Source organism: Pelagerythrobacter marensis (genome assembly GCF_001028625.1).
Classification (GTDB): domain Bacteria; phylum Pseudomonadota; class Alphaproteobacteria; order Sphingomonadales; family Sphingomonadaceae; genus Pelagerythrobacter; species Pelagerythrobacter marensis.
Map to the genome: position 1 here is coordinate 345,234 of NZ_CP011805.1, position 24,918 is coordinate 370,151.

General features: G+C 64.5%; 23 protein-coding genes and 1 other RNA gene. 13 read left to right on the plus strand and 11 right to left on the minus strand.

Going from position 1 to position 24,918, the window contains the following annotated elements; translation table 11 throughout:
- Positions 1–132: 132 nt before the first annotated feature.
- Both clpX and AM2010_RS01645 read left to right on the plus strand, forming a co-directional pair.
- Positions 133–1,395: an ATP-dependent Clp protease ATP-binding subunit ClpX gene (gene clpX, locus AM2010_RS01640; protein WP_047805591.1), complete on the plus strand. Its 1,263-nt coding sequence runs from the start codon at positions 133–135 to the stop codon at positions 1,393–1,395.
- 162 nt (positions 1,396–1,557) lie between these two features.
- The gene (locus AM2010_RS01645; protein WP_047805592.1) at positions 1,558–1,767 is read left to right on the plus strand and encodes a hypothetical protein; all 210 of its coding nucleotides are present in this window, start codon (positions 1,558–1,560) and stop codon (positions 1,765–1,767) included.
- Between the two features lie 36 nt (positions 1,768–1,803).
- On the opposite strand, the gene AM2010_RS01650 is transcribed toward AM2010_RS01645, so the two are convergent.
- The 5 genes from AM2010_RS01650 to AM2010_RS01670 form a co-directional block, all read right to left on the minus strand.
- Positions 1,804–2,568, minus strand: a complete 765-nt coding sequence (locus AM2010_RS01650; RefSeq protein WP_047805593.1) for an SDR family oxidoreductase — start codon at positions 2,566–2,568, stop codon at positions 1,804–1,806.
- 85 nt (positions 2,569–2,653) lie between these two features.
- On the minus strand, positions 2,654–3,574 hold the full coding sequence (locus AM2010_RS01655; protein WP_047805594.1) for a cation diffusion facilitator family transporter: 921 nt from the start codon (positions 3,572–3,574) through the stop codon (positions 2,654–2,656).
- Positions 3,575–3,687: 113 nt separating this feature from the next.
- On the minus strand, positions 3,688–4,356 hold the full coding sequence (gene mtgA / locus AM2010_RS01660) for a monofunctional biosynthetic peptidoglycan transglycosylase (protein WP_047805595.1): 669 nt from the start codon (positions 4,354–4,356) through the stop codon (positions 3,688–3,690).
- Positions 4,357–4,546: 190 nt separating this feature from the next.
- Complete coding sequence (rpoH, locus tag AM2010_RS01665) at positions 4,547–5,452, minus strand: RNA polymerase sigma factor RpoH (protein WP_082132766.1); 906 nt, start codon at positions 5,450–5,452, stop codon at positions 4,547–4,549.
- A 123-nt stretch (positions 5,453–5,575) separates the two neighbouring features.
- Positions 5,576–6,532, minus strand: coding sequence for an RluA family pseudouridine synthase (locus tag AM2010_RS01670; RefSeq protein WP_047805596.1), 957 nt, complete (start codon positions 6,530–6,532; stop codon positions 5,576–5,578).
- Here AM2010_RS01670 and AM2010_RS01675 point away from each other — a divergent pair.
- The 4 genes from AM2010_RS01675 to rnpB all read left to right on the plus strand — a co-directional run bounded on the left by AM2010_RS01675 (position 6,531) and on the right by rnpB (position 8,777).
- A complete protein-coding gene (locus AM2010_RS01675) occupies positions 6,531–6,944 on the plus strand; it encodes a M67 family metallopeptidase (protein WP_047805597.1) in 414 nt (137 codons plus the stop codon). The two genes, AM2010_RS01670 and AM2010_RS01675, sit on opposite strands and share 2 nt — an antisense overlap.
- A 50-nt stretch (positions 6,945–6,994) precedes the next feature.
- A complete protein-coding gene (locus AM2010_RS01680; protein ID WP_047805598.1) occupies positions 6,995–7,639 on the plus strand; it encodes a histidine phosphotransferase family protein in 645 nt (214 codons plus the stop codon).
- Position 7,640: 1 nt separating this feature from the next.
- On the plus strand, positions 7,641–8,345 hold the full coding sequence (locus AM2010_RS01685) for an N-acetylmuramoyl-L-alanine amidase (protein WP_047805599.1): 705 nt from the start codon (positions 7,641–7,643) through the stop codon (positions 8,343–8,345).
- A gap of 6 nt (positions 8,346–8,351) precedes the next feature.
- An RNA gene (rnpB, locus tag AM2010_RS13845) (RNase P RNA component class A) lies at positions 8,352–8,777 on the plus strand.
- Here rnpB and AM2010_RS01690 read toward each other — a convergent pair.
- Positions 8,778–10,088, minus strand: a complete 1,311-nt coding sequence (locus AM2010_RS01690; protein WP_047805600.1) for a UDP-glucose dehydrogenase family protein — start codon at positions 10,086–10,088, stop codon at positions 8,778–8,780.
- On the minus strand, positions 10,085–10,888 hold the full coding sequence (locus tag AM2010_RS01695) for a metallophosphoesterase family protein (protein ID WP_047805601.1): 804 nt from the start codon (positions 10,886–10,888) through the stop codon (positions 10,085–10,087). The genes AM2010_RS01690 and AM2010_RS01695 overlap by 4 nt, the downstream gene beginning before the upstream one ends.
- Positions 10,889–11,152: 264 nt before the next feature.
- On the opposite strand from AM2010_RS01695, the gene AM2010_RS01700 reads away from it, so the two are divergent.
- A complete protein-coding gene (locus AM2010_RS01700; RefSeq protein WP_047805602.1) occupies positions 11,153–11,914 on the plus strand; it encodes a TorF family putative porin in 762 nt (253 codons plus the stop codon).
- Positions 11,915–11,972: 58 nt separating this feature from the next.
- Here AM2010_RS01700 and AM2010_RS01705 read toward each other — a convergent pair whose 3' ends face one another.
- A complete protein-coding gene (locus AM2010_RS01705; RefSeq protein WP_047805603.1) occupies positions 11,973–12,728 on the minus strand; it encodes an SIMPL domain-containing protein in 756 nt (251 codons plus the stop codon).
- Positions 12,729–12,823: 95 nt separating this feature from the next.
- Between AM2010_RS01705 and AM2010_RS01710 the strand changes: the two genes are divergently transcribed.
- Positions 12,824–13,261, plus strand: coding sequence for a VOC family protein (locus tag AM2010_RS01710; protein WP_047805604.1), 438 nt, complete (start codon positions 12,824–12,826; stop codon positions 13,259–13,261).
- A 24-nt stretch (positions 13,262–13,285) separates the two neighbouring features.
- Here AM2010_RS01710 and nhaA read toward each other — a convergent pair whose 3' ends face one another.
- Positions 13,286–14,515: a Na+/H+ antiporter NhaA gene (gene nhaA, locus AM2010_RS01715; protein ID WP_047805605.1), complete on the minus strand. Its 1,230-nt coding sequence runs from the start codon at positions 14,513–14,515 to the stop codon at positions 13,286–13,288.
- 81 nt (positions 14,516–14,596) lie between these two features.
- On the opposite strand from nhaA, the gene AM2010_RS01720 reads away from it, so the two are divergent.
- The 5 genes from AM2010_RS01720 to AM2010_RS01740 all read left to right on the plus strand — a co-directional run bounded on the left by AM2010_RS01720 (position 14,597) and on the right by AM2010_RS01740 (position 20,748).
- Positions 14,597–16,006 carry a glycosyl transferase family protein gene (locus AM2010_RS01720; protein ID WP_047805606.1) on the plus strand — a complete coding sequence of 470 codons (1,410 nt, stop codon included), beginning with the start codon at positions 14,597–14,599 and terminating at the stop codon, positions 16,004–16,006.
- Complete coding sequence (locus AM2010_RS14115; protein WP_053043858.1) at positions 16,003–17,166, plus strand: hypothetical protein; 1,164 nt, start codon at positions 16,003–16,005, stop codon at positions 17,164–17,166. The genes AM2010_RS01720 and AM2010_RS14115 overlap by 4 nt, the downstream gene beginning before the upstream one ends.
- Positions 17,167–17,245: 79 nt before the next feature.
- Positions 17,246–18,160, plus strand: a complete 915-nt coding sequence (locus AM2010_RS01730) for a sulfite exporter TauE/SafE family protein (RefSeq protein WP_047805607.1) — start codon at positions 17,246–17,248, stop codon at positions 18,158–18,160.
- On the plus strand, positions 18,157–18,909 hold the full coding sequence (locus AM2010_RS01735; RefSeq protein WP_047805608.1) for a TIGR02186 family protein: 753 nt from the start codon (positions 18,157–18,159) through the stop codon (positions 18,907–18,909). Before AM2010_RS01730 ends, AM2010_RS01735 begins: the two co-directional genes overlap by 4 nt.
- 96 nt (positions 18,910–19,005) lie before the next feature.
- Complete coding sequence (locus AM2010_RS01740; RefSeq protein ID WP_082132769.1) at positions 19,006–20,748, plus strand: ATP-binding protein; 1,743 nt, start codon at positions 19,006–19,008, stop codon at positions 20,746–20,748.
- Between the two features lie 13 nt (positions 20,749–20,761).
- Here AM2010_RS01740 and AM2010_RS01745 read toward each other — a convergent pair whose 3' ends face one another.
- Complete coding sequence (locus AM2010_RS01745; protein ID WP_047805609.1) at positions 20,762–21,496, minus strand: 7-carboxy-7-deazaguanine synthase QueE; 735 nt, start codon at positions 21,494–21,496, stop codon at positions 20,762–20,764.
- A gap of 336 nt (positions 21,497–21,832) precedes the next feature.
- Complete coding sequence (locus AM2010_RS14120; protein ID WP_058350881.1) at positions 21,833–24,826, minus strand: valine--tRNA ligase; 2,994 nt, start codon at positions 24,824–24,826, stop codon at positions 21,833–21,835.
- Positions 24,827–24,918 lie beyond the last annotated feature (92 nt).

A 24,918-nucleotide genomic window follows, 5' to 3' on the forward strand; every position in this document is an offset into this window, starting at 1 on the left:
CGGGTCAGGCTGGGCACTTCAGCCTGTAGCAACATGTAAATGCTAGACCCGATATGTTGATTAATGACCATCCGGCTTTAGAGTCGGTCGAATCCGATGCGACATGCGCACCGGGGTTCGGGAATTACGGGAATGACCAAGTTGAGCGGAACCGATAGCAAGTCCACGCTGTATTGCAGCTTCTGCGGCAAATCGCAGCACGAGGTGAGGAAACTCATCGCCGGACCCACCGTGTTCATCTGCGATGAATGCGTCGAGCTGTGCAACGACATCATTCGGGAAGAGACCAAGGCAGGACTGACCGGCCGCAAGGAAGGCGAAGTCCCCACCCCGAACGACATTTTCGGCACACTGAACGATTACGTGATCGGGCAGGACCGCGCGAAGCGGGTGCTGTCTGTCGCGGTGCACAATCACTACAAGCGGCTGAAGCATTCCGGCAAGGCCGGCGATGTGGAACTGGCCAAATCGAACATCCTGCTGGTCGGTCCGACCGGATCGGGCAAGACGCTGCTGGCCCAGACGCTGGCGCGTACGTTCGACGTGCCGTTCACGATGGCCGATGCGACGACGCTGACCGAAGCCGGCTATGTCGGCGAGGATGTGGAGAACATCATCCTCAAGCTGTTGCAGTCGAGCGATTACAACGTCGACAAGGCCCAGCACGGCATCGTCTATATCGACGAAATCGACAAGATCACCCGCAAGGCGGAAAATCCCTCGATCACCCGCGATGTTTCGGGCGAAGGGGTCCAGCAGGCGCTGCTGAAGCTGATGGAAGGCACGACCGCTTCCGTCCCGCCTCAGGGTGGACGCAAGCATCCGCAGCAGGAATTCCTGCAGGTCGATACGACGAATATTCTGTTCATCTGTGGCGGCGCGTTCGCGGGGCTGGAGAAAGTCATCGCCGACCGGCTTCAGAAGCGTTCGATCGGCTTCGGCGCCCATGTCGCCGACCCTGACAAGCGCCGCGTGGGCGAACTGCTCGAAAAGTGCGAGCCGGAAGATCTGCTGAAGTTCGGGCTGATCCCCGAATTCGTCGGTCGTCTGCCGGTCATCGCGACGCTGCGCGATCTCGATATCGATGCGCTGGTGCAGATCCTCAGCGAGCCCAAGAATGCGCTGGCCAAGCAGTATCGCAAGCTGTTCGAGCTGGAAGATGTCGAACTGACGTTCACCGAAGATGCGCTGCGCACGATCGCGGAGAAGGCGATCCAGCGCAAAACCGGCGCGCGTGGCCTGCGTTCGATCGTTGAAGGCATTTTGCTCGACACGATGTTCGACCTTCCCGACATGGAAGGGGTCAGCGAGATCGTAATCGACGGCGATGTAGTCGAAGGCCGCAAGGAGCCGATTCGCGTGCTCGGCGGCGAAGAAAAGGAAGAGGCAGCCTGATCGCAATGGCTGCCGGGCGGCTGCTATCGCCGCCCCATCGTTCGGCCCACTTGCGGCCGACATAGCCTGTAGAAAGGCGTTCGAGGCGCGGCACACGGCTGCGCGACGGGCCGGTGGCGTTCACCGGCCCGCCTATTGATGCGAATACGAGGAAACTCAACTATGGCTACCAACGCACATCTCGCGGCGAAGCTTCTGCGCGACGCGAGCGGATTTTTCCGCAACGTCGGTGAGCAGAACCCCCCTCTGCAGCAGCAGATGGAAGACAACGCCCAGGTTTACGACCAGGTCGCCGAACTGGTCGAAAGCGATCCGAACGGCGAACTGCCCGCGCAGGAAGAAGGCGCGGCAAGCAGCGAACAGGCCCAGTAACCGGTTCGACAACCGGCCCGCGGTAGCTCTGCGACCTTAATCGCCTGCCGCGACCTTGGTCGCCGAATTGCCGCCATCGGCCCACAGCGCGCTGCCGATCACGAACCTCGACAGATCGCTGAGCAGAAACAGGGCGGCATTGGCGATCTCTTCCGGCTGAGCGATCCGCCGGACGGGATGCAGGCCCGCCGCCCAGGCCTTGGCCTCGTCGGTCCCCGCGGCCGGCGTATCGGTTCCACCCGCCATCAGGGCATTGGCCCTGATGGCGCGGTGGCCGTAATCCGCGACGATGGATTTCACGAGCCCGCCAAGGCCCGCCTTGGCAGAGCCGTACGCACCCATCGCGGGCATGCCCACGCTCGATCCGACGAAAGTGCTGGTGAAAACCAGGCTGCCACCGCCATTGGCCAGCAGCGCAGGAACCTGCGCGCGTGTCGCCAGAAATGCAGCCGTCAGATTGACCGCCAGCGTCTGGCTCCAGTCATCGTCGGAAAGATCGGCCAGCGGCTTCATCGCCCCCACGATTCCTGCATTGTTGAACGCTCCGTCGAGCTGGCCGTAGCGTTCCAGTGCCACCTCCACGGCGCGGGCATGGCATTGCGCAGCGGTGACATCGCCGGGGCAGGACACTGCCGCGCCGCCCTGTTGGACAATCTCCGTCGCGACTTCTTCCAGCATGTCGGCGCGGCGCGCGACCAGCACCAGTCGCGCGCCTTGCGCTGCGAAGATCCGCGCGGCTGCCCGCCCAATGCCCGAGCTCGCGCCGGTGATGATGATCGATTTGTCGTGAAGCAATGCCATGCGATATCTCCGCCATTCCAGGGTGAGATCATCGCCTAATCGGGGGCAGGGACGGGCGCGTCCCGTTTCGTGCGGGCAAATGCGGTCAGGTGCAGTCGGCGCAATGCGCGTCGATATCTGTTTCCACCTGCACCGTAGCGTGGCCGATCCCGAACTTGTGTTCGAGATCCTGGCTGAGGCGGTGCAGGAACGCATCGCCCGGATGCCCACCCGGCATAACGAGATGGGCCGTCAGCGCCGTCTCCGTCGTGCTCATCGGCCAGATATGAAGATCGTGAATCGCCTCGACCCCCGGAAGCCCCGAAAGGTAACTGCGCACCTCCGCCTCGGCGATACCTTCGGGCACCGCGAGCAGGCTCATCTTCACACTGTCCTTCAGTAGCCCCCAAGTGCCCCAGCCAATCACGGCGACAATCGCCAGGCTCGTCAGCGGATCGATCCAGCTCGCCCCGGTCAGCAGGATCGCGACGCCTGCGATCACCACTCCCAGCGAGACGAGCGCATCGGCGGCCATGTGCAGGAAAGCGCCGCGGATGTTCAGATCGTCGTGCCGCCCGCGCATGAACAGCATCGCGGTCCCGGCGTTGATGAGAATGCCGATCCCCGCCACGACAATCATCGTCGTTCCGGCCACCGGCGCAGGTTCAGCGAAGCGGCGGATCGTTTCGAACAGGATCGCCCCGATCGCCACCAGCAACAGGCCGGCATTGCCCAGCGCGGCGAGGATGGTGGAACTCTTGAAGCCATAAGTGAAGCGGCCGGATGCCGGACGTTTCGCGGCCGTCGCCGCCGCCCAGGCGAGCAGCAGGCTCAGCACGTCGGAAAGGTTGTGGCCGGCATCGGCCACCAGCGCCATCGACCCGGAGAGGAAGCCGTAAGTCGCCTCTATCAGCACGAAGACGCTGTTGAGCACGACCCCAATGGCGAAAGCGCGCCCGAAATCCGCCGGGGCGTGATGATGGCCGCCCGTATGATCGTGTGCCGAATGGCCGTGCGAATGCGCCAACGCTTCCTCCCGATGTGCTGCCGATTACCTAGGATGCGCGCGGCGGGCTTTCAAGAAAGTGTATTTTTATCAGCAAGATACGGAATATCATCAATGCGGCGGGGGGCTGGCGCCTAATCGTAGACGCAGGCATCGAGCCCGTCGCGCCGCACAACGCCCATCCGCGCGGCTATCGTGTTGCCATAACGGCGGGTGAATCCGGTCGGATTGACGACCGAACGCTTCTTCGGCAGCGGCAGCGCCGCGGCTATCCGGGCCGCCTGGGTGCGGGTCAGCCGCGCGGCAGAGTGGTTGAAATAGCGCTGCGCCCCCGCTTCGGCGCCATAAGTGCCGATGCCGGTCTCCGCCACGTTGAGGTAGACTTCCATGATCCGCCGCTTGCCCCAGATCTGCTCGATCAGGAACGTGAACCACGCTTCGAAGCCCTTCCGGACATAGCCGCCGCCCTGCCATAGGAAGACGTTCTTTGCGGTCTGCTGGCTGATCGTCGACCCACCGCGAATCCGCCCGCCTTTCGCGTTGCGCTCGATCGCCTGCTCGATTGCTTCGCGATCGAAACCGTCATGGCTGCAGAACTTGCCATCTTCTGCCGCGATGACTGCGGTGACGAGATTGCGGTCGATATTCGCCAGCGGCTCCCAGTCCTTGGTGATGCCGTTGGGGTCCATCAGCATCGTCGCGGTCACCGGTGGGGGAACGAAGCGGAACATCACCACCAGCACGAGGCTGAGCCCCACGAACCACAGGACGATCTTGGCAAGAAACAGGAGGAGCCAGCGCATGACCCGATCGGATAGGGGCGCCGGCCGCCGCACGCAATCGCCTTACGCGCGCGCATGGAATGGATCTTGTCGGGGGCCCTGGTTCAACCGTGGGCTGTTCGCCGATTGCGAAACCTCAACGGTGCTTCGGAAAATGAACAAGGGCGCAGGGATATATTCCCCCGCGCCCTCGTCTCATGTCATTTCGGGCTTATGCGGCGCCGGGTAGCAGCCGTTCACCGGCAATGCGCTGCATCGCCTTTTGCAGCTTTTCGAACGCACGCACCTCGATCTGGCGAATACGCTCGCGGCTGACGTCGTAAACCTGGCTCAGTTCCTCCAGAGTTTGCGGATTTTCCGTCAGGCGACGTTCGGTGAGAATGTGCTTCTCCCGATCGTTGAGACCGTCCATCGCCTCCACCAGCATGTCGTGGCGCACGTCGGCCTCTTCGGCGTTGGCGACTGTCTCGTCCTGCAGCGGGCGATCATCGGTCAGCCAGTCCTGCCATTCGCCGGAGCCTTCCTCGCTGCCACGCATCGGCGAATTGAGCGAACCGTCGCCGCCCATCATCATCCGCCGGTTCATGTTGACGACTTCCTGCTCGGGAACGCCCAGGTCGGTCGCGATTTTCTTCACGTCGTCGGGGTGGAGATCGGAATCCTCGTAAGCGTCGAGGTTCTTCTTCATCCGCCGCAAGTTGAAGAACAGCTTCTTCTGGGCGGCGGTGGTGCCCATTTTCACCAGGCTCCACGACCGCAGGATGAACTCCTGAATCGAAGCCTTGATCCACCACATCGCATACGTCGCAAGGCGGAAGCCGCGATCGGCCTCGAACTTCTTGACGCCCTGCATCAGCCCGACGTTGCCTTCGGAAATGAGATCGCTGACCGGAAGGCCGTAGCCGCGATAACCCATCGCGATTTTGGCCACGAGCCGCAGGTGGCTGGTCACGAGCTGCGCCGCCGCCTCGGGATCGTCGTGTTCCTCGTAACGCTTGGCGAGCATGTATTCCTGCTCAGCCGTCAACACCGGGAACTTCTTGATTTCGGAAAGATAGCGGTTGAGGCTCTGCTCGCCGCCCAGCGCCGGAACGCTTAATGCTTTCTTGTTGTTCACTTTACCCTGACCTTTCTCGTGTCGACCTCGCCTGTGCAGGACCCCTTGTGGGCATCCATGGTGCGGGCCACGCATTCACATATAGGACGCAAAGGGCGCGGGTTGAACCGCATTTCATCGATTTCAACGAGTGGTTTCGTCGATGAGTTCCCGCATATCGGGGGGCAACTCGGCCCGGAAATCCACCCTTTCGCCGGTGACCGGATGCTCGAATCCGAGCGATGCGGCGTGAAGCGCCTGCCGCGCGAAGCCGAGATCCCTGAGAAGCGGGCGGAGAGCCGCAGGTGTGCGTCCATAGACAGGGTCCCCCAATAGGGGATGGCCGATTGACGAACAATGAACGCGCACCTGGTGCGTGCGCCCGGTTTCCAGCCGGCATTCGATGAGCGCACATGCCTCCAGAAGCTTCACCGTGCGGTAGTGCGTGACGGCATGTTTGCCGCGCTGCGAATCCGCGGGCAGCACGGCCATTTTCTTGCGGTTTGTATCGGAACGCCCGATTCGCCCTGTAACCGTCCCCGCCGGCGGGCGGGGATGACCGGCACAGACAGCGAGATAGGCGCGGGCAATCGAATGGTCGGCGAACTGGCGGGCCAGGCCTTCGTGCGCTGCATCGGTCTTGGCAACGACGAGCAGGCCCGAGGTGTCCTTGTCGATCCGGTGCACGATGCCAGGGCGGGCGACGCCGTTGATTCCCGACAGACGCCCACGGCAGTGGTGCAACAGGGCGTTGACCAGGGTGCCATCGCGGTTGCCGGCAGCCGGGTGAACGACCATCCCGGCAGGCTTGTTCACCACCACGAGTTGATCGTCCTCGAACACGATATCGAGCGGAATGTCCTGCGGCTCCGCCGTCATCGGGGCGGGCGGGGGCACGACGATCGAGAAAGCCGCCCCCGGCGCGGACCGGGCCGAGGCACTGCGCGCCGCAGTGCCATCCACCGTCACACGCCCCTCTCCGATCAATGTCTTGATCCGTTCGCGCGACAGGCCCGATGCCTTCGCCAGCGCCCGATCGAGCCGATCGCCGCCCTCTAGCGTGCCGGTGACACTTCCTCCGGTGAATTCGCTGCCAGCCATGCTAGAGCCATGCGTGATGATGGTGGAAGTCACAAGGGCCGTGCTCGCGCGCATTCTGGATGAAGCGGCACTGGCGCATCCGCACGAATGCTGCGGCATCCTGCTTGGCGATGCGCAGACAATCCGCGCGCTGAAACCCGCGACGAATATCCATTCCGCGCCCGATCGGCATTTCGAAATTGACCCGCAGGCGCTGGTCGATGCGCACCGGGCCGCGCGGGCTGGCGGACCGGCCGTCGTGGGGTACTATCACTCGCATCCGGTCGGCCAGGCCGTTCCTTCATCGGTCGATCGCGCTCTGGCCGCGCATGATGGCAGGATCTGGGCGATCGCGGCCGAAGGCGAGGTACGGTTCTGGCAGGACGACGAAGCGGGTTTCGAAGCGCTTTCCCTGCGAGTCATAGATCGGTAAGGCTGCCCGACGGGGCATTAACCACATTACGGGGCAGAGCTTTTCATCCCATGACCAATTCCGACGCCATCGACCTCGCCAACATGCTGTGTTCGCGGCTTTGCCACGATATGCTCAGCCCGGTCGGGGCGCTTTCCAACGGCCTGGAACTGCTGGCGGAGGAAACGGACCCCGAAATGCGCCAGCGTTGCTTCGAACTGCTGGAGCAGAGCGCGCGCATCAGCGCCGACAAGCTGAAATTCTTCCGCCTCGCCTATGGCGCAGCCGGAGGTTTCGGCGACGAGGTTGACGTGTCGGAGGCGAAGGCCGTGGTCGACGCGCTCGCTGGCGAGGCCCGTCGGGTCCAGATCGCCTGGGCGCTTTCCGAAGCGCGACTGCCCAAGCCGGCAGTGAAGGTTCTGCTCAATTTCGCGCATATGGGCATCGACGCGCTGGTACGCGGCGGCACGCTGGATATCGGCGCGGAAGTTCGCGAAGGGGCGAGCGAGATCGTGGTGCGCGCTGCCGGGCCGAAGGTTGCGTTCGACCAATCGATCGGTGCGGCGCTGGAAGGCAACCTGCCGCGAGAAAAGCTGTCGAGCCGTACCGCCGCCGCGCATATGCTCTATCTGCTGGCCGATCACGCCGGCGGCGGGTTGCAATACAAGCAGACCGGCGAGACGCTGTTGCTCGGCGCGGTCTTGCCCAACGGTTGATATGGACGAACTTGTCCATCACGAGCGGCTCTCGCCCAACTGGAACGAGCGGACACTGCCGATTTCGATGGTGGTCATCCACTATACCGAAATGGCAAGCGCACAGGCCGCGCTGGATCGGTTGTGCGACCCTGAGGTGGGGGTCAGCGCCCATTACCTGATTTCGGAAGCCGGCGACGTCACTCGCCTCGTGCCAGAAGAAAAGCGCGCCTGGCACGCCGGCGTTTCCTATTGGCGCGGCCACAAGGATGTGAATTCGGCCAGCGTCGGGATCGAACTCGATCATCCCGGTCATGGGCTGGGATATCGCGCATTTGCCGAAGCGCAGATCGCCGCGCTCGTTCCGCTGGTGGCGCGGATCGTCGATAGGTACGACGTCCCCCGCGCCAATGTGGTCGCCCATTCGGACGTGGCCCCGGCGCGCAAGATCGACCCGGGTGAACTGTTCCCGTGGGAACGCCTCGCCAGCTATGGTCTGTGTCTTCCGCGCCCTACCAAACTGGAAAGGGGCGATCCGTTCGACAACGATGCGTCGTTCTACCTGGCGCTCGAACGGTTCGGCTACGATGTCACGGATGGGCGCAAGGCGGTGGAGGCGTTTCAGCGCCGCTGGCGGCCCGAACGGATCGATGGAGAGGTCGACGGCCAGGTGCGGGCGATCCTGTTCCAGTTGCTCTTGGATCGCGACCGCGGACACGCTAGATAGGCGGGGCCAGGGGGCCGGGCAGCCGCGGGTGTGCGAACATCCGAGGAAAGTCCGGGCTCCACGAAACAGGGGTGGCGGGTAACGCCCGCCGGGCCGGTGCGAGCCGGTTCAGGGAAAGTGCCACAGAGAGAAAACCGCCGACGGCCCGGGAACGGGCCGGGCAAGGGTGAAAGGGTGCGGTAAGAGCGCACCGGGATGCCGGCAACGGTATCCGCTTGGCAAACCCCACCCGGAGCAAGGCCGAATAGGGGCGGCGCGTCCTCGCAAGGGGGCAGGGGTGTTTCGCCCCGACCGCCCGGGTTGGCTGCTCGAGCGGCGGAGCAATCCGTCGCCAAGATGAATGGCTGCCCTCGCGGGGCCGGTCTCTCCCAAGGAAACGAGGGCGGGATACCGCCCGCGAGACAGAACCCGGCTTACAGGCCCCCTGGCAATCTATCCCCGCCCGACGCTGATATACGTGAAGCCCGCTGCGCGCATATCGTCGGGCTTGTATATATTCCGCAGGTCGACCAGCACCGGCGCATTGGCGAGCGCCTTCACCCGGGCGAAGTCGAGCGCGCGGAAGGCGTCCCATTCGGTCACGATGGCCACCGCGTCGGCACCCTCTATGGCGTCATAGGCACTGGCGCACATGCGCACGTTCGGCATCAACGGGGCCGCCTGCTCCATCCCTTCGGGATCGTATCCCGCGACCTCGACCCCGGCATCGGCCAGCGCCTGGCCGATCGCGATTGCCGGGCTGTCGCGCATGTCGTCGGTGTTTGGTTTGAACGTCAGGCCCAGCAGCGCGACCTTCTTGCCGCGCGCAGCGTCCAGGCCGCCCAGCGCCTCGATCACTTTGCGGCCCATCGCGCGCTTGCGGCTGTCGTTGGTCTTCACCACTGCTTCGACAATGCGCACAGGGCTGTCGTAGTCTTCGGCCGTCTTGAGCAGCGCTAGCGTATCCTTCGGAAAGCACGAGCCACCGTATCCCGGCCCGGCATGGAGGAATTTGGACCCGATCCGGTTGTCCATGCCGATTCCGCGACTGATATCCTGCACGTTAGCGCCGACTTTCTCGCACAGATCGGCCATCTCATTGATGAAGGTGATCTTGGTGGCGAGGAACGCGTTGGCCGCATACTTGATCAGTTCGGCACTGCGCCGGCTGACGAACAGAATTGGCGATTCGTTCAGGAACAGGGGGCGATAGACTTCGCGCATCACTTCGCGCCCGAAATCGTCCTCTGCCCCGATGACGATGCGGTCGGGGCGTTTGAAATCGCCGATTGCGGCGCCCTCGCGCAGAAATTCAGGGTTCGAAACGACGGAGACGCGGTGCGCGCAGCCGGTTTCCGCGATGATCCGTTCCACCTCGTCTCCGGTGCCGACCGGTACGGTGGACTTGGTGACGACGACGGCATCGCCCGCAAGGTTCTCCCCCACTTCGCGCGCGACCGCATGAACGAAGGAAAGATCGGCATGCCCGTCGCCCCGGCGGCTGGGGGTGCCAACGGCGATGAAGATCGCCTGGGCGCCGGCAACACCTTCCGCCAGATCGGTGGTGAACGACAGGCGGCCTGCCGCCGTATTGTTTTCCACCAGCGCGGCCAGACCGGGTTCGTAGATCGGCATTACGCCATCGCGAAGACGGTCGATCTTCGACTGATCCTTGTCGATGCAAACGACTTCGTGCCCGAAGTCGGCGAAGCAGGCACCGGAAACGAGGCCGACATAGCCCGAGCCGACCATTGCGATTTTCATCGTATGCTCTCCATTTCAAATGCCGTCACATCGCCCGCATTTTCGGCCGCCTGGATATAGCGGCGTGATTGCCCTTCCAGCACCAGTGCCGTCAGTTTGCCGGTGCGATAGGCACCGGTGTCGATGCCTATGCGGTTGTTGCATTCCTCGATATCCGGGCAAATCGTGTGCCCGTGAACCACGACATGCGAATGACGGCCCGGATATTTCAGGAACTGGTCGCGAATCCACAGCATGTCGTGGCGCGACTGCTCCTCCAGCGGGACTTCCGGAAGGATCCCCGCATGGACAAACAGGTAGTCGCCCATAACGACGAACTCTTCCGCCGCGGACAGGAATTCCCGATCTTCTTTCGGTACCGCCTCCCGCATCAGGGCCTGCAGCTCCTCCAGCGTGCTGTCGTTGTAGCGCTTGCGCGGCACACCATAGCTAAGCAGCGTTTCGCGCCCGCCGTGTTTCAGGAAATGGCGCAGGAGCCGCCGGTCATCGAAGGATTCGAGGAACATTTCCTCGTGATTGCCGGCGAGGACGCGGGTCGGCCGGCGCGCCTGGAGTTCGCGTGCGCGGCGCACGACGCCGGCGCTGTCCGGCCCGCGATCGACGAGATCGCCCAGCAGAACGATCGTGGTTTCTATTGCGCCCGCCGCTTCGGCATCGCGTTCGATCGCAGCGATCAGTTCGTCGAACAGGTCCAGTCTGCCGTGAATGTCGCCGATGGCATAGACGCGCTGCCCCTCCGGCACGGCCGGTGCCGGGAGCCTGGGGCGGCTGCGGAAGATCTTGCGTAAAGGTTCGAACATCGGATTACTTCGGGACTTGACCCGCCGCCGATAGGGCAGCGGCCCGTGCGCGGCAACCGATGTCTGCGTGCGCCACGGCCACAGGACTGATGCATGAAATCAACAGTACCATGACTGAATCGTGATTGAGGAAATATTTCTTGTGCGGTGCAACACGATGCTGCACGATTGTTTCGTGTCTGCAAGAGTGTGCTCGGCAAAACGAAGCACCCGGCAGACCGGCAGGTGGGACGAAGCGCAACTGCAAACGCAAGGAAGTTTGTCATGCTCACGTCCATCCGCGGCCTTACGGTCGCAACATTTCTTTCATCCGCGGTCATGATCGCTGCCCCTGCTCAGGCGCAGGACGCAACCGATCCGCCGGCCGCTGTCGAGGTATCGGGCAATGTCGCGATCACCAGCGACTATCGATTCCGCGGCGTTTCGCTTTCCGGCGGTGACCTGGCCATTCAGGGCGGGATCGACCTCGCCCATGAAAGCGGCTTCTATATCGGCACCTGGGGCAGTTCCATCGACGATGGCGGGACCGATCTTCTCGGCGACGTCGAGCTCGACCTTTACGGCGGCTGGAGCGGGGAAGTCTCCGACGGGGTGACGCTCGACGTCGGGCTGCTCTACTACATGTACCCGACCGAAGGCCTGGGCGCCGATACCGATTATTTCGAGCCATATGCCTCGGTCGCGTTCACTCTCGGCCCGGCAGAGGCGACCGTCGGCGCCGCCTATGCTTTCGATCAGGATGCGCTGGGCGATAGCGACAACCTGTATGTTTACACCGATCTGGGTGTCGGCATTCCGAACACGCCGATCAGCCTCAGCGGGCATCTCGGTTACACCGACGGTGTGCTGGCACCGCCTGCGCTCGCCGGTTCTACCGATGACAGCGGGCTCGACTGGGCGATCGGGGCCAGCGCCACGGTTCTGGGCGGGCTGGAGTTCAGCCTGACTTACGTCGGCACCGAAGGGCCTTCGGTCGATGGCCTGACCGACGATGCCGTGGTGGCGACACTTGGAATGAGCTTCTGACGGGGGGGCGGGCCGCCCTTTCGGGGGTGGCCCGTATTCCGTTCTCGCGCGTTCGGCGTCAGTCGAGCGAGAAATCGACCGTGGTGACGACGCGAACCTTCTTGTACGGCGTGTCGGACACGCCCCAGCCGCCGGCTTCGCCGTCGCGGGCTTCGATCGAGAAATAGCCCTGGGCTGCCTGACGGATGGCCCCGACATCGGCGCCGCTGTCCTTCGCAAACTGTTCCGCAGCCGCGCGTGCATCTCGCGTGGCATCGGCCACCATTTCAGGCTTGATCGCGTCGAGTTCCGTGAAGGTATACGACACGGCGGATCCGTCTTCCAGCACGACCCCGCGCCGTACCAGTTCCACCTGGCGTCTAACGGCGGTCTGTGCCCGCTCGATATCTTCGGTCCGCAGCGATAGCCGCTGGCGCACCGTGTACCGGCCGACCCCTTCGTTGTCGGTATAGTAATTCACGTTCACGCCGGTGGGCTGCAATGCCTCTTCCGGGAATCCCACATCCTTGAAGAACGCCTCTATCGACGCGGTGTCGCGGTCGACGCCAGCCTGCGCGCTCGCCAGGTCGGTGGCCGTAGAGGAGTAGGAGATCGTCCATGTGGCAAGGTCGGCAATCACCTCCCGCTCCGCCAGCCCGCGAACAGTGACCGAGCGGTCGGCGTGCTTCGCGCGAACCAGCCCGTCGCCCAGCAGGAAGCCACCGACAATCATGCCCGCTGCAACGATGGCCGAACTCGCCAGCCACGCCCTTGTTCGCGGCTCGCGCCAGAATGCGGTGGTGGCGGATGATGAGGTCACGCTATTGTCGGTCATCGCAATCCTTCCCAGATGCGCGGGTGAGATTTGCTGCGAGTAAACTCTCAGCGATGAACCGTGCTTTAATATCGATGAATGGAGTTCAAACTTAAATGGTCAAGTTCCTGCACAGCATGATTCGCGTTTCCGATATCGACGAAACGCTGGCGTTCTTCCGGCTCATTGGTCTGGAAGAGGTGCGCCGGTTCGATCACGAGCAAGGACGGTTCACGCTCGTCTTCCTCGCCGCGCCCGGTGAAGAAGGCGTTGCCGAGGTCGAACTGACGTACAACTGGCCGGCGGAAGACGGCAGCGCGCCGGAGGAGTATGCCGGAGGGCGCAATTTCGGCCATCTCGCCTATCGCGTCGATAACATTTACGAGACCTGCCAGCGGCTGATGGACGCAGGGGTCACGATCAATCGCCCCCCGCGTGACGGGCATATGGCCTTCGTCCGCTCGCCCGACGGTATTTCGGTCGAGCTTCTGCAGGATGGCCACCTGCCCGCGCAGGAACCCTGGGCCAGCATGGAAAACACCGGGACCTGGTAAGCGGGCCCCCCGCCCAGGGCCTGGTCAGCTTTCCTTGGCCAGGCCCTGGGTGTCGCCGGGGTGCTTGGTCGTCATCCGCAGGATGGTGTAGCCCAGCACTGCCGAACAGGCGGAGCCGAGCAGGATGCCGATCTTCGCCTCGTCTATCAGCAGGCGATAGCCCGGGAATGCCAGCTCGCCGATGAAGAGCGACATGGTGAAGCCGATCCCGCAGAGGATCGAAACGCCCCAGATTTCGGCCCAGCTTGCCCCGTGCGGCCGCGGTGCGAAGTCGATCTTGTCGGCGGCGAATATCGCGGCGACGATCCCCACCTGCTTGCCCAGGAAAAGACCGGCGGCAATGGCCAGCGGCAGCGGCGCCAGAACGCCTTCCATTCCCAGGTCGGAAAGATCGACGCCGGCATTGGCGAAGCCGAACACGGGCACGATCAGATAGGCGCTCCACGGCGCCAGCCCGTGTTCCAGCTTTTCCAGCATCGTGTTGTCGTCTTTGCCGACCATCGGAATGGTCAGGGCGGCGACGACCCCGGCAATTGTCGCATGGACACCGGAATTGAGCACGAAGAACCACAGCGCGATGGCCAGGATCAGGAACGGCACGACCGTCTTCACCCGCATCCGGTTGAGCGCAAGCATGATGCCGACGATCACGATCGCACCGATCAGCCATGTCAGCTTGATCCCTGCGGTATAGGCAACAGCAATAATCAGGACCGCACCGATATCGTCGACGATTGCCACTGTGAGCAGGAACAGCCGCAGTGATGCGGGCACGCGATTGCCCAGCAGCCCCAACACACCCATTGCGAAGGCGATGTCGGTTGCAGCCGGAATTGCCCAGCCTTGCGCCAGTTCGGGCGCGGCACCCTGAACGAAAAACAGATAGACCCCGGCGGGAACGATCATTCCCGCGACAGCCGCCAGCACCGGCAGACGGCGCTGGTCGGCGGAGCTGAGCTGCCCTTCGATCCATTCGCGCTTCACCTCCAGCCCGACGACGAAGAAGAAGATCGCCATCAGGCCGTCGTTGACCCACAAATGGAGCGTGTTGAGCTTCGTCACCGGCGTGAAGCCGAGCGTGCCGTGGAACAGTTCGTGATATTCGTGCGAAAGCGTCGAATTGGCGAGCAGCATCGCTGCTGCAGCCACCAGGATCAGCAGGATCCCGGCGGATGCATCGCCGACGAACAGGGCACGGACCGGCGCAAACAGGGCACGGATAGGGGCTCGGATCGGTTCGGGTGTTTTTACCATCGGTGCGCTCCATTTCGGATTTCGACGCGCGTTGCAAGGGTGACCGCAGTTAGTTAGGTAAGTTGTCCGGGGGAGAAGCGGATGGGGCCCGGCGATTTCGTGCTGTTTCAATGGCTCGTGCTCCTGGAGCGCGAGCTACTTATTTTCGCCGGCGTCTTCTTTCTGGCGGGGGCGCTGGACGAATTCGCCGTCGATCTTGCCTGGATCTGGCTGCGTCTCACCGGAAGAGCCAGGACGCGCATACACGCACCGTGCGCAACGGGGGTGCCGGCACACCGCCGCCTGCCGGGAAGGGCGGCGGTATTCATTCCGGCCTGGCGGGAAGACGCCGTGATCGGCGCGACGGTCCGCCACATGCTCGACGTGTGGTCCGATCCCGATCTTCGGATCTATGTCGGGTGCTACCGGAACGATCCGGCCACGGTAGCGGCTGCAGCGGTCGCCGCCAGCGGACAGTCCAGAGTCAGGATCGTCATTCACGAATCCCGTGGGCCGACGACCAAGGCGGATTGCCTCAACCGGCTCTATCGCGCGCTGGAAGAGGACGAAGCGCGAAGCGGCGAGCGCGCGGCGATGGTGCTGCTCCATGATGCAGAGGACATGGCCGATCCGGCTGCGCTCGATCTGATGCGGGAAACGATGCACGATGCCGACCTGGTGCAACTGCCTGTCCTGCCGCTGCCCCAGCGCGAATCGCGCTGGGTCGGCAGCCATTATTGCGAAGAATTCGTGGAAGCTCATGGCAAGGCGCTGGTCGTCCGCGACGCACTGCGTGCCGGCATTCCGCTGGCAGGCGTCGGCTGCGCCATTTCCCGCGATGCGCTGACGCTGCTGGCGGCGCAGCGCCGTGCGACTGCCCCCTTCGCAGCCGAATCGCTGACCGAGGATTACGAAATCGGCCTGGGCGTTGCGGCGATGGGCGGGCGGACGCGCTTCGTTCGCCGGCGCACCAGCGACGGACGGCTGATCGCGACGCGGGCGTACTTCCCGCCGGTGCTGAGCCAGGCGGTTCGACAGAAAACGCGCTGGGTCTTCGGCATTGCATTTCAGGGCTGGGATCGACTGGGGTGGAAGGGGGCCCCGGCAGAAGTGTGGATGCGCCTGCGCGACCGGCGGGGCCCGTTCAATGCCCTCCTGCTGGCGATTGCCTATGGCGTACTCATCATGGCCGGGGCCGGATCGCTTGCCGAACTCCTCGGCTTCGGGGCACGCCCCCGGCTTTCGCCGCTGCTGAGCGCTCTGCTCTGGGCGAACTTCGCCTTCCTTGGATGGCGCTGCGCCTTCCGCTTCGGTTTCACGGCGCGCGAGTTTGGCGCGGCCGAAGGCGTGCGCGCCGTGCTGCGCCTGCCGCTAGCGAACATTGTTGCGATCATGGCCGCACGCCGCGCGCTGCTTGCCTATATCCGCAGCCTCGGCGGGGCAGTGCCCCGATGGGACAAGACCGAACATCGCCTGCATCCGGCCATCGCGACCGAGCGGGGGGCCGCGTGATCGCCGGAACGACCGGGCGCAGGGGCCAGCCGCTGATCATGCTGGCGCTGGTGCTGACCTGCTGGATCGGTGGGCGACTGCTGACCTGGGAATCGCCGTTCATTTTTCCTGTGGCGGCGTTCGAATCGCTTTCGTCGGCTTATCCATCCGAGCGAGAGCCGACGGATCGCTCGCCCGAACCTTTCGGCTCCGGGGCGCTCCCCTCCGCCTGGGCAGCTGCCCCGGTCCGGCTCGCGCCGATGACGGGCCCGGCCGATCCTGTCGCGCATTTGGACAATCGCCGCGCGGGAATGGATGCTGACGCACCGCGTCCCGTCCGCCGAACGAGCGGGGCGGTAATGGCAGGCCATCAGCTTTTGTGGCTTGCGGCAATGGGCGGCCTGCCGGTCCCCGGCGACGTTGCCCAGGCTCTGCATCGCGCGACCGTCCCCCAACCGCCATGGATGGGCTCGATCCCGGACTCGCCCGCAAATGGCGGCGCCGTGGCCAGTCGCTGGCGGTTCGATTCGTGGCTGCTGCTGCGGCCGGGCGGGACCGGGGTTGTGGGGGGAGGCACAGGATCGAGCAGTTACGGCGCGAGCCAGGCCGGTGCGGTCGTGCGCTATCGTCTCGATCCCGATAGCGGCCACCGCCCGGCGGCCTATCTGCGCGCCACGCAGGCCTTCGCAGTGGGGAACGAGCGCGAGCTGAGCGCCGGCCTTGCGGCCAGGCCAGTACCGTCCATCCCCGTCGCGGTGCATTCCGAGGTTCGTCTTACGCAAGCAGACGGGGGCGGGGGCAGCGTCCGACCGGCGGCGTTCGCGGTGACGGACCTGCCGCCGGTGAACCTCGGTAATCGCGTCGAGGCGCGCGGCTATGCCGCGGCCGGATACGTCGGCGGCGATTTCGCCACGACGTTCGTGGATGGGCAGGCGCGGGTCGACCGCGAGCTGGCGCGATTCGATCTGGGCACGGTTCATGCGGGCACGATTCATGCGGGCGCGGGCGCATGGGGCGGCGCGCAACAGGGCGCGGCGCGGCTGGACGTCGGGCCCGCTGCGCGGTTCGAGATCGCGATTGGGGAAACCTCGGCCCGTCTGGCGATCGATTATCGCGTGCGCGTCGCCGGGCAGAGCGCGCCGGGGTCGGGGATTGCCGTGACACTGGCGGCCGGTTTCTGATCGTTGCAGACCATCTGCCGAAAGGGGCGATGGCGGCTACGGCATTGCAGGTTGGATGCCCGGGGCTTAGGGCGATGGAATGGACGTCTATCTCCCCATTGCGAACCTCTCGGTCAACGGGTTGGTCATCATCGCACTGGGGGCGCTTACCGGTGTCCTTTCGGGCCTGTTCGGCGTCGGCGGCGGGTTTCTGACGACGCCGCTGCTGATCTTCTACGGCGTGCCGCCCACTGTGGCGGCGGCTTCGGCATCCACCCAGGTCACCGGTGCCAGCGTGTCCGGCGTGCTGGCGCATGGCCGCCGCGGCGGCGTGGATTACCGGATGGGTGCCGTGACCGTGGCCGGGGGCGTGATCGGTGCTGGTATCGGGGCACTGCTGTTCCGGTTTTTCCAGGCGATCGGCCAGATCGATACCGTGATCAGCATTCTTTACGTGGTCATGCTGGGCACGATCGGTTCGCTGATGGCGAAGGAGGCGTGGGAAGCGGTGCGGCCGGGCGAGGCGGGCGACAAGCGACCGGCGAAGCGCCGCCGTCACCACCGGCTGATCGCGGTCCTGCCGCTGCGCTGGCGCTTCTACGGGTCCGGCCTTTACGTTTCGCCCATTGCGCCGCTGCTGCTGGGTGTGGCGGTCGGCGCGCTGACGATGCTGATGGGCGTGGGCGGCGGCTTCATCCTCGTGCCCGCCATGCTCTACATCCTCGGCATGAGCGCCAATGTCGTGGTCGGCACATCGCTGTTCAACATCCTGTTCGTCACCATGGCGACGACGATGATGCATGCCTTGACGACGCATGCGGTGGATATCGTGCTGGTCGCGCTGCTCCTGCTCGGTTCTGTTACAGGTGCGCAGTTCGGCACCCAGATCGCCCAGAAGTTCAAGCCGGAATACCTGCGCCTTATCCTCGCCGCGATTGTCCTGCTGGTGGCGCTGCGGATGTTCTTCGGCCTCTTCGTCCAGCCGGATGAAATCTACACTGTGGTGCCGCTGTGAAGCGGGTCTTCCTGCTTTTCGCCCTGCTGATGCTGTCGGCGCAGCGCGATCCGATCCTGGTGCCCGAGGTGTCGCAGGACGATGTCCAGGTGCAGCAGGGGTTCACCGGGACGGAGCTGTTGCTGTTCGGCGCCATTCTGGACCCGACCGGCGCCCGGGCGGGGCAGGATTACGATATCGTCGTCGTGCTCAAGGGCCCGACGGAACCGATCACGATCCGCGAGAAGGCGCGCGTCGGCGGGATCTGGGTCAATGCCGACAGTTCCGCGTTCCATTCCGCCCCCTCGTTCTTCGCCATCGCCGCGTCGCGCCCGATAGACGACCTTGTCGATGAACGGACTGCGGTGATTTACGAACTCGGCCTGGATCACCTGCAGTTGTCGCCCAGCGGCACGATCGACCCCGAAGAACAGGCGCGCTTTACATCCGGCCTGGTGGATCTGCGCGAGCGCCAGGGGTTGTACAAGGAAGTGACCGACGGGGTGCAGATCAGCGAACAGGTCCTTTATCAGGCGCGCATTTCCCTGCCATCCAACGTGCAGACCGGCACATATACGGCGGAAACCTTCGCCATCACGCGCGGGCGTGTGATCGCTTCCGCCATTGCCGAGGTGGAGGTTCGCAAGGTTGGCTTCGAACGTTTCGTCGAGGTGTTCGCCCAGCGGCAATCGCTGCTGTACGGCCTGCTCGCGGTGTTCATGTCGGTCGGAACCGGCTGGATCGCGGGCCGTCTTTTTGCGATGATCTGATCCGCTGGCAACGGGCCGGTCGCCGCCCGTTGACGCGATCTTAACCCAAAAAGCGCTAGGCCCCGTGCGGGAAAGAGCGAAGGGACCGATCATTCCATGACCGATTTTGGCCACGGCAATCCCGTGCGGCAGCCGTCGCTCGCCGCAAGATCGGCGGACCCGGCGCACGACGCTCCCCCCCCTTCCGCAGCCGCGACGCCGCCCCCGGCGCAGAGCGCTGGACGAGCGAGCAGCGACAATGCCTCCATCCCGATCGGCGTGGTCGTGGACGTTGCCGGTTCGGGATCGCAGATCGCGCTCGATACCGCGCGGCTCAACGAATGCATGGCCGATGCCGATCCCTCGATCGCGCTGGCCGGCCAGGTCGGCAGCCAGATCAAGATCCGGGTCGGAAACGCCTGGCTGCTCGCCAGCGTCCGCAACCAGCGGCAGGATCGCCGGGCGGGCGGCGGCATCATTGCCGACGTCGATTTCCTGGGCGAAGGCACCGAGGAGAAGCTGACCGGGCGCGTGCGCGGGTTCCGCCGCGGCGTCACCCGCTATCCGGTTCCCGGTGCAAAGATCTATCCGGCCGACACCACCGATCTCAGGCATATCTATGCCAGCGACGGCCGCACCAGCATCCCGATCGGGACGGTCTATCCGACCCGTGACATTCGCGCGGGTCTCTATGTCGATGCGCTGCTGGGCAAGCATTTCGCGCTGCTCGGTTCGACCGGCACCGGCAAATCGACCGCAGCCGCGCTGATCCTCCACCGGATTTGCGAGGCCGCGCCCGAAGGCCACGTGGTGATGATCGATCCGCACGGCGAATATGCCACGGCCTTTCAGCACAGCGGGCTGATCCTCGACGTTTCCAACCTGCAGCTCCCCTATTGGCTGATGAACTTCGAGGAGCATTGCGAGGCCCTCCTCACCTCCAGCGGGAACGAGCGGCAGGTGGACATGGACATCCTGGCCAAGTGCCTGCTGAAATCCCGGTCGAAAAACCGGATGGCGGAAACGATGGGCAAGATCACCGTCGATTCGCCAATCCCCTATCTGCTGTCCGACCTCGCGAACGAGCTGCAGAACGAAATGGGCCGGCTGGACAAGGCAACGTCTTCCGCCCCCTACATGCGGATCAAGACCAAGCTGGAGGAGTTGCGCGCCGATCCGCGCTATCAGTTCATGTTCTCCGGAATGCTGGTGGGCGATACGATGGCCGAATTTATCGGCAAGATCTTCCGCATGCCGGGGCAGGGCAGGCCGATTTCGATCATCGACGTGTCGGGCGTGCCGTCGGACATTACCGCCACCGTGGTCGCGGTCCTGAGCCGGCTGGTGTTCGATTTCGCGATCTGGGGGCGCGAGGAACAGACGCGACCGATCCTGTTCGTGTGCGAAGAAGCGCACCGATACGTCCCGAACGAGGCGAACGCCGATGGGTCTTCGGTCGGCGACATCCTGGGCCGCATCGCCAAGGAAGGCCGCAAATACGGCATCAGCCTGGGCCTGATCACCCAGCGCCCGTCCGACCTGGCCGAAGGCGTGCTGTCGCAATGCGGCACGATCATTTCGATGCGGCTCAACAACGAACGCGACCAGGCTTTCGTCAAGGCCGCGATGCCCGAGGGCGCGCGCGGTTTCCTCGATTCGATCCCCGCGCTGCGCAACCGCGAATGCATCATCTGCGGCGAAGGCGTGGCGATCCCCATGCGCGTCAACTTCGATGCGCTGGAGGAAGAGAAACGCCCCGCCTCCGCCGATCCCAGCTTCGTAGAGCTGTGGAACAAGGCAGGCGGTGAGGAAGAGGCGGTGCTGCGCGTCGTGCGCCGCTGGCGCTCGCAGGGGCGCTGACTGTCTGGCACGATCACGTCCCCCGCGTATCGCCGTAGAGGTGGATATGCAGCCGGTCGCTCATCCGGAAACCGTGTTCCAGGCATAGCGGGGCGAGCCATTCCTCACGCGCGCGCAGGGTTGCGCTGTCGGTCCCTTCGGGCATCAGGAACACGTGCCCGGGACGGAAGCGGTATCGCGCCTTCAGCGCCAGCACCTCGTCCACATCGCCCGGCGCGGCGATCACGAACTTGAACCACGCGCGCGGATCGGCGGCATAGGCGTCCAGCCGTTCGGGCAGCAGCGCCAGATCGGCCGGATTGCCGCTGTGCGCCAGCTTGGGGCTGACGTTGTACTGATCGATCCGCACGTCGAGCCGGGGCGGCGCGGCGACGGTGCCGTTGGTTTCCACCTCAACCGCCATGTCGGGCAGGTGTTCGAGCAGCGTCGCCAGCGCACCCGCCTGCAACAACGGTTCGCCCCCGGTGATGACGAGCCGGTTCTGGCCGAGCGCGGCGATCCGGCGGGCGACGTCCTCCTCCCCCATCACGATCTGGTTCGTCTTGCGGTCGAACGTCTCGCCCGAACGATGCGGACGCTCGTCGCCGGCGAAGTGCCAGGTATAGGCGGTGTCGCACCACTGGCAGGCAAGGTTGCAGCGCGACAGGCGCAGGAAGGCGACCGGCATCCCCGCGCTGGGCCCTTCGCCCTGCAGCGAGGCGAAGATCTCCGGCTCCCCCGGCGACTGGGTGGCAAGGGTCAGCGGCATCGTCCGGGCCGATGATATGTTGAGACATGGACCGCATGGACCACTGTCCTGGGGCAAAAAAATCCACCCTGCGCGCGCCCGGCAAAACCGGCGGCGGGGAAGGGGTCGGGGCGAGTCATGCCCACCCCATTGCACAATCCGCCGATGTAGGAAAATCCTGGTTGCCCGGCACGGAGGAAGCCGCTGGGGTGAGGTCGGCGCCACGAGCGCCGTCACCCTGAACGTGTTTCAGGGTCCATTCCTCCTCCGGCACCGACGGTACACGGAGGCGCGATGGATGCTGAAACGAGTTCAGCATGACGGTGGATTGGGCGGCGCGCGTTTGGGCGTGGCCGCCTAGCCCAGCCGTTCGAGTGCTGCCTTCAGCCGCTCCGCTTCGGCTGCGTTGTGGGCGTGGTCGGCGCGGGCTTTTTCGACCGCTTCGGGCTTGGCGCGTTCGACGAAGTTGGCGTTGTTCAGGCGGCCTTCGAGCGCCTTCACTTCCTTCTCCGCCGCGGCCAGCGCCTTGGTGAGGCGCGCCTTTTCCGCGGCGATGTCGATCAGCCCTTCCAGCGGGATCACCAGTGCATCGCGACCGGCGCCGACCTGCAGCGCGGCGCCGTCGGGGGCGGGCCGGGTGTGGACCGCGGAAAGGCGCGCCACGCGTTCCAGCGCGGCGGCATTGCCCGACAGGACCTTGCCCGCCACGTCCGACGGTTCGGGCAGCCAGGCTTCCAGCTTCGCGCCCGGCGCAATGCCCACTTCGTTCTTCGCCCCGCGCAAGTTGCGCGTCAGGTCGATCAGCCATTCGACTTCCGCCTTGGCCGCGGCATCGGGCTGCGCGGCGGGCGCGGGCCATTTGGCGACGATCAGTTCGTAAGCGCGCGGCTGGTCGGCGGGCGCAAGCTCGTGCCACAGCTCCTCGGTAATGAAGGGCATGAAGGGGTGGAGCATGACGAGGATCTGGTCGAGCGCCCAGCCGGCCACGGCGCGCGTTTCCTCGTCCACCTGGCCCTTGATCAGTTCCAGATACCAGTCGCAGAACGTGTCCCACACGAAGTGATAGATCGCATTGGCCGCCGCGTCGAAGCGCAGATCGGCCATTGCCTTGTCGAGCAGGGCCAGCGTTTCGACGACTTCGCCGATGATCCAGCGGTTGACCGCATGGCTCGCGGGCGGTGCGACGATCGTGCGGCTGCCGCCGATGCCGTTGGCCTGGCAGAAGCGGGCCGCGTTCCACAGCTTGGTGGCGAAGTTGCGATACCCCTCCACCCGGCTTTCATCCATCTTGATGTCGCGGCCCTGGCTTTCCATCGCCGCCATGAAGAAGCGCAGGGCATCGGCGCCGTACTGGTCGATCAGGCCGAGGGGATCGACCGTGTTCCCCTTGGATTTCGACATCTTCGACCCGTCCGCCGCACGCACGAGGCCGTGGAGATAGAGCCGCTTCCATGGCGCTTCGCCCAGGAAATGCATCCCCTGCATGGCCATCCGCGCATCCCAGAAGAACAGGATGTCGAAGCCGGAAATCAGCAGATCGTTCGGATAGTGCTTGGCGAGCAGCGAACGTTCCTCCCCCGCGGGGGGAGGGGAACCGCCGGAGGCGGTGGAGGGGGATGGTGCTGCGTCTGCTGCGCCCCCTCCGTCAGCGCTGCGCGCTGCCACCTCCCCCAGAGGGGGAGGATTTTCGTCGTCGGGCCAGCCGAGCGTGGCGAAGGGCCACAGGGCGGAGGAGAACCAGGTGTCGAGGACGTCGGGATCGCGCCAAATTGTGACTCCTCGATTCTCGATTGCTTTGCCGGAGCCGTAATCCGCTATCGCAATCTGATCGGGCCTCACGCCATAGATATCGGCGAACGTCAGAACTGCGGCTTCCTCGTTCTCCGCTACGACCACTTCGCCGCCAACCTCAGTTGCGCCACCGAGATTTACTGCGGTGGGCATGAGAGCAGGAAAAGTGCCCAAACCAGAAGTTTCAACAGTCTCCTTTTTCGGCCCATACCAAGCCGGGATCCGGTGGCCCCACCAGAGCTGGCGGCTGACGCACCAGGGCTGGATGTTTTCCATCCAGTTGAAGAAGGTCTTTTCCCAGCTTTTCGGGACGATCTCGATCGCGCCCGAACGCACCGCCTCGATCGGGGCCTGGGCCAGCTTTTCCGCATCGACATACCACTGGTCGGTCAGCCAGGGTTCGATCACCACGCCGCCACGGTCGCCGAAGGGGGTGGCGATCACGCGCGGTTCGGCGTCGTGTTCGACCGGGTTGCCTTCCTTGTCCTTCGCGACATGGGGGATCAGGCAGCCGAGTTCCTTCAGGCGGCGGACCACCAGTTCGCGCGCGCCATCCTCTCCATCCTTGCGGAAGCGGTGGAGGCCCAGAAATTCGTCGGGCACGAGGCCGTCCGCCGTCTGGCACACGTTGCCTTCGGCATCGAGCATGTTGAGCATGTCCGCAGGCGCAATCCCGGCGCGCTTGCCGACTTCGAAATCGTTGAAATCGTGGCCCGGTGTGATCTTCACCGCGCCGCTGCCCAGTTCGGGATCGGCGTGCTCGTCCGCCACCACCGGTACGCGGCGGCCGGTGATCGGCAGGATCACGTGCTTGCCGACCACGCCCTTGTAGCGTTCATCGTCGGGGTGGACGGCCACGGCCATGTCGGCCAGCATGGTTTCGGGGCGCGTGGTCGCAACCTCGATATAGTCCTGCCCGTTATCGAGCGTGACCCCGTCGGCCAGCGGATAGCGGAAGTGCCAGAAATGGCCCTTCACATCCTGCGTTTCGACTTCCAGATCGCTGATCGCGGTCTTCAGCTTCGGGTCCCAGTTCACCAGCCGCTTGTCGCGGTAGATCAGGCCTTGCTCGTGCAGGTCGACGAAGACTTTCGTCACCGCGCGGCTGAATTCGGGGTTCATGGTGAACTGTTCGCGGCTCCAGTCCATCGAACAGCCCAGGCGGCGCAGCTGGCGCGTGATCGTGCCGCCGCTTTCTTCCTTCCATTCCCAGACCTTCTTCACGAAGTCTTCGCGCGAATAATTGGTCCGCTTGTCCTGCTGCGCCTCCAGCTGGCGTTCGACCACCATCTGCGTGGCGATGCCGGCATGGTCGGTGCCCACGACCCACAGCGCGTCCTTGCCCCGCAGCCGCTCGTAGCGCACGACGATGTCCTGCAGCGTATTGTCCAGCGCGTGGCCGATATGCAGGCTGCCGGTGACGTTGGGCGGCGGGTTGACGATCGTGAACGGCTGCGCGTCGGGCCGCTCGGGCCGGAACAGGCCGCCCGTTTCCCAGTGCGCGTACCAGCGCGCTTCGATTTCGGCGGGGTCGAATGTCTTGGGAAGCTCTGTGCTCATAGGGCTGGGCCTTTGCCAGCGGGTGCGGTGCAGCGCAACATGTCACGAATGTGCGCTTGTAGTGGCGCGCGTTTGCCCGCATAGGTTCCGGC